At 40.5% G+C, this 8,105-nt stretch carries 10 protein-coding genes; 3 read left to right on the plus strand and 7 right to left on the minus strand.

Annotated elements, in window-relative coordinates:
- Window positions 1–97 precede the first annotated feature (97 nt).
- Both EKM61_RS10445 and rpsU read right to left on the minus strand, forming a co-directional pair.
- Complete coding sequence (locus EKM61_RS10445) at window positions 98–544, minus strand: GatB/YqeY domain-containing protein (protein ID WP_068224494.1); 447 nt, start codon at window positions 542–544, stop codon at window positions 98–100.
- Between the two features lie 36 nt (window positions 545–580).
- Window positions 581–757: a 30S ribosomal protein S21 gene (gene rpsU, locus EKM61_RS10450; RefSeq protein ID WP_068224497.1), complete on the minus strand. Its 177-nt coding sequence runs from the start codon at window positions 755–757 to the stop codon at window positions 581–583.
- A gap of 250 nt (window positions 758–1,007) precedes the next feature.
- Between rpsU and EKM61_RS10455 the strand changes: the two genes are divergently transcribed.
- On the plus strand, window positions 1,008–1,841 hold the full coding sequence (locus tag EKM61_RS10455) for a pyruvate, water dikinase regulatory protein (RefSeq protein ID WP_068224499.1): 834 nt from the start codon (window positions 1,008–1,010) through the stop codon (window positions 1,839–1,841).
- 2 nt (window positions 1,842–1,843) lie between these two features.
- Here EKM61_RS10455 and EKM61_RS10460 read toward each other — a convergent pair whose 3' ends face one another.
- Entirely contained in the window at window positions 1,844–2,746 is a 903-nt protein-coding gene (locus EKM61_RS10460) for a deoxyribonuclease IV (protein WP_068224501.1), read from the minus strand.
- A gap of 90 nt (window positions 2,747–2,836) precedes the next feature.
- Between EKM61_RS10460 and EKM61_RS10465 the strand changes: the two genes are divergently transcribed.
- Together EKM61_RS10465 and brnQ are read left to right on the plus strand one after the other, a co-directional pair.
- On the plus strand, window positions 2,837–3,607 hold the full coding sequence (locus tag EKM61_RS10465) for a nitroreductase family protein (protein WP_068224503.1): 771 nt from the start codon (window positions 2,837–2,839) through the stop codon (window positions 3,605–3,607).
- Entirely contained in the window at window positions 3,607–4,959 is a 1,353-nt protein-coding gene (gene brnQ / locus EKM61_RS10470) for a branched-chain amino acid transport system II carrier protein (RefSeq protein WP_068224508.1), read from the plus strand. The genes EKM61_RS10465 and brnQ overlap by 1 nt, the downstream gene beginning before the upstream one ends.
- A 286-nt stretch (window positions 4,960–5,245) precedes the next feature.
- On the opposite strand, the gene EKM61_RS10475 is transcribed toward brnQ, so the two are convergent.
- The 4 genes from EKM61_RS10475 to EKM61_RS10490 form a co-directional block, all read right to left on the minus strand.
- Window positions 5,246–6,121, minus strand: a complete 876-nt coding sequence (locus EKM61_RS10475) for a YitT family protein (RefSeq protein WP_068224510.1) — start codon at window positions 6,119–6,121, stop codon at window positions 5,246–5,248.
- A 263-nt stretch (window positions 6,122–6,384) separates the two neighbouring features.
- Window positions 6,385–6,900, minus strand: coding sequence for a peptide-methionine (S)-S-oxide reductase MsrA (gene msrA / locus EKM61_RS10480; RefSeq protein WP_068224515.1), 516 nt, complete (start codon window positions 6,898–6,900; stop codon window positions 6,385–6,387).
- Complete coding sequence (gene msrB, locus EKM61_RS10485) at window positions 6,901–7,353, minus strand: peptide-methionine (R)-S-oxide reductase MsrB (protein WP_068224518.1); 453 nt, start codon at window positions 7,351–7,353, stop codon at window positions 6,901–6,903.
- Window positions 7,354–7,564: 211 nt separating this feature from the next.
- Complete coding sequence (locus tag EKM61_RS10490) at window positions 7,565–7,921, minus strand: hypothetical protein (RefSeq protein WP_125636215.1); 357 nt, start codon at window positions 7,919–7,921, stop codon at window positions 7,565–7,567.
- Window positions 7,922–8,105 lie beyond the last annotated feature (184 nt).

An 8,105-nucleotide genomic window follows, 5' to 3' on the forward strand; every position in this document is an offset into this window, starting at 1 on the left:
AGTCCCCGGTAAAATACCGAGAACTCGCCGTTCAAAAAGCAGCTTAATAATTTGTCCAATTTTAAGGGTTCACTTCACCTAAGCACAACCTTTTTTCTTATTTTGTTAAAGCAGCTTTAACTAGCTTGTTTACAACAGCGCCATCCGCGCGACCTTTAACTTGTGGCATCAAAACTTTCATCACTTTACCAAAATCCTTAGTTGAAGTTGCACCAACTTGTTCAATTACTTGTTGGACAAGTTGACTAACTTCATCTTCGGATAACGGTTGTGGTAAGTAACGTTCCACAATCTTGATTTCTTGTAATAACGGCGTGACTAAATCTTCACGATTAGCCTTTTTAAACTCAGTCAACGATTCTTTTCGTTGCTTAAGTTCTGTCGCTAAAATAGCCAATCCTTCTTGATCGTTTAAATCGTGCCCTAGCTTAACTTGCTCATTAACAACGGCAGCTTTTAACATCCGAACAGTGGCTAATGTCTCTTTGTCCCGCGCTTTCATTGCCGTCTTTAAGTCTGCATTTAACGTATCAATCAGAGCCATCTGATGATCATTTCCTTCATTCACACCAAAAAAGTGTTAGAATTTCTTACGCTTTCTTGCTGCTTCTGATTTTAATTTCCGTTTAACACTTGGCTTTTCGTAAAATTCACGTTTACGGTATTCTTGCAATGTACCATTTTTGGACACAGTGCGTCGGAAACGCCGAAGAGCATCATCAAGAGATTCGTTTTTGCGAACGACTGTCTTTGCCATATGATATCCCTCCCTCCGAGCTCAAGAATGGAATCGTCTTGCAAGATTTCTCCTTCAAAAACTGATTCGGCTTTTATTATACAGATGTAATCGTACCACGTCAATAACTAGACACAATTGTCGTGATTAAATTTATCTTTTTTCGTCGCCTTGGACCGGATAATTATGCTATGATGAAAGCAATTACAATAAGAAATGGCTTATTTACCGATACACAAATAAATTTTTTAATTTTAAAGGAGTCTTTTAAATGGTCGCAAAACAAGAAATCAAATTTTTTATTATTTCTGATTCCGTTGGTGAAACCGCCCTTAATATTGCCAAGGCCGCATTGGCCCAGTTTACGGACGTTTCACCCGTTTACTTTCGTTTTCCCTTCACTAAAACTGAAGAACGGCTTGATGTTGTTTTGAAACAGGCAAGGGAAAAACAACCAATCATTATTCACACATTAGTTACTGCAGGTCTCTCCCATAAAATTAATCAATTTGCCAAAGAAAATAAGTTAGTTTGCTATGATTTATTAAATCCAATTATGTCCGAAATTGTTAAACGTTCTGGTGAACAGCCGCGGGGTGAAGCTGGGGCCATTCATCGGCTTAATGATCGTTATTTTGACCGAATTTCTGCTATGGAGTTTGCCGTTATGTACGATGATGGCAAGGACCCACAGGGTTTCTTAGAAGCTGACATCGTTCTACTAGGTGTTTCGCGAACATCGAAAACCCCACTATCTTTATTTTTAGCTAACCGTAATTTAAAAGTCGCTAATTTACCACTCGTCCCCTCGGCACACATTCCCGGACAACTTTGGAAAGTTGATCCTAAGAAGATCATTGGCCTAACAACGGATATTGCCGTCCTCAATAATTTCCGCCGTGAACGAATGATTGCTTACGGGCTTAACCCCAATACGGCGTACTCTGATACAAAACAGATTACTGAAGAACTCAATTATGCAAGTCAGCTGTACCAAAAAATCGGTTGCTACGTCGTTAACACCGCCCACCGGTCAATTGAAGAAACGGCAACACTCATTTTGGAACACTTAGACTTAGATAATTACGGTAGCCCCAAACCATAATATTAAAATGGCCTTTGCGCCAAAATATCGGCCTCTAAATTAGGGTTAAATTGCTGCCGTTCAAACATTGCAATCTCGTAACCATATGGGGCAAATTTATCCTTACCTTCCCCTTTAACCCACGGTGTCTCCATAATTTTGGGAACAGTGTTAAAACGCTCATCATGAACAATTTGATTAAGCCGCTCGAAACCAATGTAGCCTAAACCAATATCCGCATGCCGGTCTTTATGACTGCCTTGCGGATTTTTTGAATCATTTAAATGAATCACCTTTAGGCGGTCTAAACCAATTACGTGATCAAATTTAGTCATAACACCATCAAAATCAGTTTTAATGGCGTAACCGGCATCACTTGTATGACAAGTATCAAAACAAACACTTAATTTATCGTTCAAGGTAACTCCCGTAATAATTTCGGCAAGCTCTTCAAACGTTCGGCCAACTTCAGTGCCCTTACCGGCCATCGTTTCTAAAGCGATCTGAGTTGTTTGATCACTCCGTAACACCTCATTTAGTCCTTTGACAATATTGGCAATTCCTGCCGCAGAACCTGCTCCAACGTGGGAACCTGGGTGTAACACAATTTGCTTAGCACCAATGGCTTCCGCCCGAACAACTTCTTTTTGCAAAAAATCCACCGCAAAACTAAAATGATCTAATTTTTTAGTGTTTGCCAAATTAATAATGTAAGGTGCGTGAATTACCATGCTTTGCAATCCATGTTCTTGCATGTAAGCCTTGCCGGCCACAATGTTCAACTCAGCAATCGGTTTGCGCCGTGTGTTTTGTGGTGCACCCGTATAAATACTAAAGGTAGTTGCATGATAACTGGCCGCTTCTTTGGCCGAGCCAAGGAACATATCTTTACCGTGCATACTAACGTGGGACCCAATTAATGTCATTTTTTACCCCGCTTCTTTTCATTTCAAATAAATTCCTGTAAAGTTAGCCTAGTACTGTTTTTAGTCCGAGTTTTAGAAAGGAAGTTCAACATGTCTGACTTAAACACAACACTGGCATTACTCACTCATCATAAAACAATTCGTCAATTTAAACCACAACCAATAGCCACAGATATTATTGAAAAATTAATCGCCACTGCCCAACACACAGCAACAAGTAATTTTTGTCAGAACTATTCAATCATCAGCGTTACTGATTCAGCAAAGAAACGGGCCATTGCAGCGATTTCTGGTCAGGATTACGTTGCCAACAATGGACACCTACTAATCATGATTGCTGATCAACAACGAAATCAGCAACTGGCTTTGGCCGAACATGAACCAGATAAGTTATTACACAGTACCGATAAATTTTTGGCGGCGGTCTTTGATACTGTTCTAGTGACACAATCCTTGGTTGTTGCCGCAGAAAGTATCGGCATCGGCAGTGTTATTTTAGGCAGTGTTTTAAACGATGCGCAGCAAATGATTCAATTACTAGAACTGCCACCATTAACCTTTCCATTATTGGGTTTGGCTCTCGGTTATCCTGAACAAGATCCTAGTGAGAAACCACGTTTACCTGAACGGGCGGTTCACTTTACGAACCACTACCCCCGTAAACCAGTTGCACTTACTAACTACAACCAACAAGTTCAAGCCTATTACCAAAATCGCCGGCAAACACCGCGAACCACAAATTATCAACAACACATTGCCCAGAGTATCAGCCAAGAATTAGGTAACCGAGCGGATTTGGCAGCAATCATCCAGGCACAAGGCTTCTTATTGGATTTTAAGACCGATCGGGAGGACCATTAATTATGAGACGTCTCAATCGCCAGCAATCCCTGTACGTTGGTTCATTACTTTTTGGTTTATTCTTTGGTGCCGGTAACCTAATTTTTCCCGTTTTTCTTGGTCAACACAGTGGTCAGAATGTTGGGCCGGCTATTCTTGGGTTCCTTTTAACTGGGGTCGGTTTACCGCTGCTTGGTGTGGTTGCTCTGGGCCTGACCCGTAGTCGCGGTAGCTTTGAACTTGCTAACCGAATCAGTCGGCCCTACGCCTACTTGTTTACCATTTTGCTCTACCTAACAATCGGACCCTTTTTTGCGTTACCACGGCTCGCAACAACGTCTTTTCAGATTGGCATGGTCCCATTCACGGGGCAGCACCAATGGTTACTCGTGATTTTCTCACTTGGCTTTTTCTTGTTGGCCTGGTGGTTTGCACGAAAACCATCTAAGTTGATTGAGATTATTGGTAAATACCTAAATCCAATTTTCCTCATCTTACTCGGTAGCCTTTTGCTGATTGCTTTAATCAAACCATTAAGCAGTATCTCCCAAGTACCAGCGTTGGCAGGCTACCAAAATCACGCCTTTTTTACTGGTTTCACTGCCGGCTATAATACAATGGATGCATTAGCGGCACTGGCCTTTGGCGTTGTCGTTACGGATACTATTATTGGGCTAGGGGTTACAAGGCCCACCGCCATTGCCCGGGATACGGTTCGCGCTGGGTTAATCAGCATGAGCCTAATGGCAATCATTTATGCTTTATTAGCAATAATGGGAACAATGAGTGCTGGCCACTTTAAGCCATCTGCAAATGGGGGCATTGCGCTGGCACAAATTGCCAATTATTATTTTGGTGGCCTTGGCAGCACACTTTTGGCCTTAATTGTAATCATTGCCTGTTTAAAAACAGCCATTGGTTTAATATCAGCGTTTGGTGAATCATTTCACCGTTTGTTTCCTGAAGTAAGCTATCTTGTTTGGATCAGTTTGGCCAGTAGTCTAGCCTGTCTATTTGCTAACGTGGGGTTAACCAAAATTATTGCTTACTCAACTCCGGTTCTATATTTCATTTATCCCTTGGCTGTGACTTTAATGCTGCTGGGAATACTGTCGCCACTATTTCACCATCGCCAAATCGTTTACCTGACAACAACAAGCTTCACTTTCCTAGTGGCTATTATTGACGGACTTAACGTTGCACCGGCAAGCCTACGTCAATTAACGGTTAGCCAGGCCTGCTTAAACTTAGCCCAGCACTACCTGCCACTTTTCAGTATTGGTCTTGATTGGCTTCTACCGGCAATAATTGGTTTTCTGGTCGGTTTGCTCTTAAGTCATTTTTGGCCTAAACAAATTAAATTACCTGTTTAAACTATCCTTGCGGTACACCTAATACGGAGTGCGGTAAAAGTCGGTTTTGGGTTCACTGCGTAACGTAAGCTAATCCAATAACCGTACTATGGTTATTGAATTAGCTGTAGTTAGGCACGTAAACCCAGACTTTTGCCGCACGTTCTAGAGCAATATCCGAAAATAATAAGGACTGGAACGTTTTCGTCCCAGCCCTTATTTTATTCATATTTTTTAATGATCTTAGCCTATAATTCAGGTTTTTACGCTCAGCGCAGAAACTGATCACTTTTCTGACACCTAGTGATTAAACTGTTGGTTCGTAAAAGTGCCCTAAAATTTTAACGGAATCTGAAATACTGACAAAGGCCCTAGGATCAGATTCACGCATCGCAACCTCCAGATCATGCATTTCATAACGGGAAATAACGGTAAATAAAATGGTTTTTTCGTCATGTTGGTAAGCACCTTCAGCATCATGCACAATGGTAATACCACGGCGCATGCGATTTTGAATGTGATCAATCACCCGCTTTGGTTTATCGGTCACAATCATAACTTGCATTTTTTGCTGCCGTGTATAAACCATATCCATTACCTTACCGTTAACGAAAATACTTAATGCACTATAAAATGCGTACGGCCAACCGAAAATAAAACCGGCCGCTAAAATAATAAACGCATTGAAAGTAATATTAATGGTCCCAATACTCCGACCAGTTTTTTTACGTAACACCAACCCAATGATATCTAAACCACCAGTTGAAATTCCATTTTTCAACGCCAGACCAGTACCAAAACCATTTACTGCACCACCAAAAATGGCGCAAATAATTGGATCAAAAGTTAATTCCGTAATCGGAACCAGCTTCATCATGATACTTGAAAAAACAACCGCCATAACGGTAAAAATAGTAAAACGTCGGCCAATTTGGCGCCAAGCTAACACAAATAGTGGTAAATTAAGCAAAAACAGCAAGAGTGGTACTGATAATGAAAATGGTAAAACACGTTTAGAGAGCGTTGCCAGTAATTGAGCAAAACCCGTAATTCCGGAAGCATAAATCTTACCTGGTTGCCAGAAGAAATTCATTGCTACTGAAACACAAATTGAGTAGATAAAAGCTGTCGATGCCCGTGCGGCATATTGATGTTTTTTTAGAATACGCTGTAAATCATCCATTATATCGTTAGTTAGCCTCTTTGTTTTAGAATGACTGAATTATAACATACTCACTTACCAGCTTGAACAAAATACGCTGAATCCTCATTTAAAGTGCGGCCTTTTTCAAAAGTAGATTAATCACCGACTACACGCTTAGGCCGATTTACTTTACAAACCAAGGATTGATGTGAACTACATCTATAACGCCAACTTTTTAGATTTTATAAACCTAATTTTAGCGGTATCAGTGGGTACAATCCCGCTTCATTTGTTTACCTTCCCTACCAGTGCTTTTTAATAAATTTTTCCCGGCCACCCATTTCTTCAATTCGATAGCGCAATGGATCTTTTTTATAAAAATCTTGGTGTGCCTCTTCGGCCGGATAAAATGGTTTGGCTGACTCAATTTTAGTGACAATTGGTTGGGTAAATTTACCACTATTTTCTAATTTATTTCGCGATTCTTCGGCGATCTTTTTTTGCTGTTCATTTTTTACAAAGATTACAGGCCGATAGCTAGCACCACGATCCTGGAACTGTCCCATTGCATCGGTTGGATCAGTTACCTGCCAATATATCTGTACCAGTTGTTTGTAAGAGATCACGGCTGGGTCAAACGTAACTTTAACGGCCTCAGTGTGGCCTGTCGTGTGACTAATAACTTGTTCGTAAGTTGGATTAGCAACATCACCACCTGTATAACCAGAGACGACTTTTTTAATTCCAGGCTGCGTATCAAAAGGCTTCACCATACACCAGAAACACCCACCAGCAAAAATTGCTGTCTCTTCACTCATTTAAGCGTCCCCCTTCGTGAAAAGATTCTTATATTTCGAATAACCGGCCTGATCTAAGTGCGCCACCGGAATAAAACGTAGTGCCGCCGAATTAATACAATAACGCAACCCACCTTCAGCCTGTGGTCCATCAGGAAAAACATGGCCCAAATGTGATTTGGCTTCTTTACTCCGAACTTCAGAACGAAGCATCCCGTGCGAAGAGTCGGTATTTTGGTTGAGTTGTTCGGCGTTGATTGGTTTTGTAAAAGATGGCCAACCACAGCCAGCATCATATTTATCTAATGAACTAAATAAAGGTTCTCCGCTAACAATATCGACGTAGATTCCCACTTCATCAAATTGATCGTACTTACCAGTAAAAGGTCGCTCAGTTGCAGCATGTTGCGTTACATCATACTGTAGTGGCGTTAGACGCTTTTTTAAATCATCATTTTCATTATTCTTAGCCATTCTGATCATCCCCTTCATTACGTAATTATACTTATTTATAATTAAGTTGCACGCAATTTGTTTATTAGATGAACTACGCCAACTTGATTACCTGAAGGTCTGGTATCCAAAAAGGGTAAGCTAACCGTTTGGCCGGAAGCTTACTCTTTTAATAATTAAATAATTTAACCCACTTCATCGCGTCCGTTGTGAGTTTCAACTTTTTCTGCCATTATTTTGAGCTTTCACTTTCGGCCGGTGTTGAACTATTAACTGAATTATCGGTAGTTTGTGAAGTGGATGATGCGCTACTACTTGATTCAGAAGATTGTGTTGCTGCATTCTCCGAACCAGAAACCGAACCAGATTTTTCCGAAGAAGCGTTTCTTCTCGCGTCCGGTTGATTCTTTTCCAGCTCACGTTTTTCAACTTCATCCTGGTCAATTCTTTTCTGGAGACTACTATTATCTTTTTGCATTTGCTCAATCTTATTTTGTTTTGCCTGATCCCCATTATACATATAAATACCACCACCAATAACGACTACAAGTAAAATAATAATTATGATCCAGCCAGTCTTTTTCATCACGTTGTGCCTCCTTTAGTTTTAATTTCACTTTAACAAGGAAACAACGTAAGCAGTAAATAACTGACCGACTTCAAAAATAATTTAATTCAAGTTATGATTGCCTCATCTAATTGGTGAGGTGATTTTTATTGGATAAACCGGATATTGTTCAAATTAAAATGGATCATTCTGGTTCTCAATCGCG

Source organism: Loigolactobacillus backii, assembly GCF_003946275.1.
Taxonomy (GTDB): domain Bacteria; phylum Bacillota; class Bacilli; order Lactobacillales; family Lactobacillaceae; genus Loigolactobacillus; species Loigolactobacillus backii.

Excerpts from the sequence above, each read along its gene's own strand:
- EKM61_RS10445 (WP_068224494.1), bottom strand. The coding sequence starts at position 544 with ATGGCTCTGATTGATACGTTAAATGCAGACTTAAAGACGGCAATGAAA.
- rpsU (WP_068224497.1), bottom strand. The coding sequence starts at position 757 with ATGGCAAAGACAGTCGTTCGCAAAAACGAATCTCTTGATGATGCTCTT.
- EKM61_RS10455 (WP_068224499.1), top strand. The coding sequence starts at position 1,008 with ATGGTCGCAAAACAAGAAATCAAATTTTTTATTATTTCTGATTCCGTT.
- EKM61_RS10460 (WP_068224501.1), bottom strand. The coding sequence starts at position 2,746 with ATGACATTAATTGGGTCCCACGTTAGTATGCACGGTAAAGATATGTTC.
- EKM61_RS10465 (WP_068224503.1), top strand. The coding sequence starts at position 2,837 with ATGTCTGACTTAAACACAACACTGGCATTACTCACTCATCATAAAACA.
- EKM61_RS10475 (WP_068224510.1), bottom strand. The coding sequence starts at position 6,121 with ATGGATGATTTACAGCGTATTCTAAAAAAACATCAATATGCCGCACGG.
- msrA (WP_068224515.1), bottom strand. The coding sequence starts at position 6,900 with ATGAGTGAAGAGACAGCAATTTTTGCTGGTGGGTGTTTCTGGTGTATG.
- msrB (WP_068224518.1), bottom strand. The coding sequence starts at position 7,353 with ATGGCTAAGAATAATGAAAATGATGATTTAAAAAAGCGTCTAACGCCA.